Below are 2,487 nucleotides of genomic sequence, written 5' to 3' on the forward strand. Positions count from 1 at the left end.
GTGTGACACGTAAACTGTGTAAGTGATTGTGTAACTATAGTATAACAACTGTTGATTGCACCTGCAATTCCGTTTGCAGTAGTCTGAGAGTACGTGCATTGCGAGTAATCTCTTTGTGCGAAGCTGCTCTGACAAAGTACCCTTTCCGAAAGGAATAGACCGAAGCGTGAGTGGAGGTCAATGGCAGATAACATCGTTCTGCCGAGGGGCGAGACTTGATGGTATGGTCAACCAATGTGAATGTCTGATAAACATCGTTACGAAGAACAAGCCAAATGATGTTGAGGGTCATGCTTCAAAGAGCAAGGCTGTAGGCTTGAACCCAAAGGTGCGCAGTCGGTCAACTCCCTGTCCAGGTGGGGTTGCACGGACATAATGACTGCCGGTGGATAGGACAGACCTAACCCATTATTGTCACTTACATGGAACGTGGTAAGCCCGTATCTCTCCCCCTCCTCGGAGGAGGTAAGCGAGCCGCAAGGCAAGCCTATATGGGGTGCGGGTATAGGAACGTGGAAAAAGCGAATGCCGCCCTGTAATGGAGCGGATACGGATTGACCTCATTGCCATGTATGGCAGAGAGACACATCATCCGACACGAAAGTGTGCCCACTTCCACAAGGTAACTCTTTACAATAAACTTATAGAACTTCTAAAGAAAGGAAAGCAAATGAACAAATCGAAAGAAAAGTGTGCGCCTGAAAATATGGCTCTCTCGGACACCGAGCGTTGGAAAAGCATTGACCGACACAAGGCTGAGGAGTATGTTCGGAAGCTGCAAGCACGTATTGTAAAGGCTCAAAGGGAAGGCAGGCACGGCAAGGTCAAGTCCTTGCAATGGCTGTTGACCCACTCGTTCTACGGTCGTTATCTTGCCGTAGTTCGGGTTACTACTAACAAGGGTAAAGATACCGCAGGGGTTGACCACGTGAGATGGTCGTCCGATGCGGCAAAAGTCAAAGCTATTGACACACTGAAACGCCGTGGCTATCGACCGATGCCCCTGCGCCGTGTGGAAATACCGAAGAAAAACGGAAAGAAACGCCCCTTGGGAATCCCTACAATGAAAGACCGCGCGATGCAGGCTCTTTATCTGATGGCTCTCGACCCTATTGCGGAAACGACAGGAGACCAACACTCCTACGGATTCCGCAAATATCGCAGTTGCCAGGATGCAATAGCCCAGTGTCATAACGTACTTTCAAGGGATGTTGCCCCCAAATGGGTCTTGGAGGGGGACATCAAAGGATGCTTCGACCATATTAGCCACGAATGGCTGCTCAACAATATCCCGATGGATAGAGAAGTGCTTCGCAAATGGCTGAAATGTGGCTTTGTGTTCAAGGGTGAACTCTTTCCGACCGAAGAGGGGACGCCCCAAGGAGGTATAATCTCTCCAACCCTTGCCAACATGACTCTTGACGGACTTCAATCCCTCGTTCAAAAGGCGGTAAAACCTTACTGGCAACCCACCGCAGACGGTCGTAAATGGATTAAGCCCAAAATCAACCTCGTGCGTTACGCAGATGATTTTATAGTTACCGCCAAAGACAAGGAAACCATCGAAACGGTTCTCCTGCCTCTCATACGGCAATTTATGGCAGAGCGTGGCTGATGTTATCAGAGGAAAAGACGAAGATAACCCACGTAAGTGAGGGCTTCGACTTCCTCGGTTTCAACATCCGTGAATACAAGTCAAACGGAAAACTTCTGACAAAACCATCAAAGGATGCGATGAAGAATTTCTGTGACAAGGTTCGCACGAAGATAAAGAGCAACAAGTCGGCAAAGGCTTCCTCACTCGTAAGGATGCTTAACCACATGATTCCCGGATGGACAAACTATTACCGCTACGGGGCATCATCGAAAGCATTCTCACGTGTGGACTACGAGGTGTACAAGACGCTTTGGCAATGGGCACAACGCAGACATCCGAAAAAGGGCAAGCAGTGGATTAAGGAAAGGTATTTCAAACAACTGCACGGACGTGATTGGTGCTTTGCCGCCATAACCAAGAGTAAGAAGTCGGGCAAGGAAACGACTTTAAGTCTTAAAAGGCTGGCAGACACTCCCATCTTGAAATATGAGCGTGTCAGAACCAACACCAATCCATACGACCCCGCCGACGCCCCTTATTATGCAAGGCGCAAGTCAAAGAATACGGAAGAACAACTACGTGAAATTGACGACCTGCTGCGCATGATTTGGGTTCATCAAGAAATGCGGTGCCCAATCTGTGGGGAGATTATTGACGATGAACGGAGATGGACTACCATAACGGAGTACATCAACGGCAAACCGTTCAGGAGTCTCATACACAGCTCGTGTAAGAACAAGAAGTTTGACCCTGATAAAATTAGTAGGAAATGAGACAGAACTATTCCTTCAGTAAGAATAGCAATGTGTTGCTTGAGCCGTGTGAGGGGAAACTCTCATGCACGGTTCTTAGAGGGGAAAGCCCCAGCAATGGGGCTGACCTACTCGACA

1 pseudogene is annotated in these 2,487 nt (G+C 48.5%); it reads left to right on the plus strand.

Annotated features, from left to right (window positions below):
- Positions 1-670 precede the first annotated feature (670 nt).
- Positions 671-2,370, plus strand: a pseudogene (gene ltrA / locus JCM16496_RS20905) (group II intron reverse transcriptase/maturase).
- Positions 2,371-2,487 lie beyond the last annotated feature (117 nt).

The sequence above is a fragment of the Bacteroides rodentium JCM 16496 genome (assembly GCF_000614125.1).
GTDB lineage: Bacteria > Bacteroidota > Bacteroidia > Bacteroidales > Bacteroidaceae > Bacteroides > Bacteroides rodentium.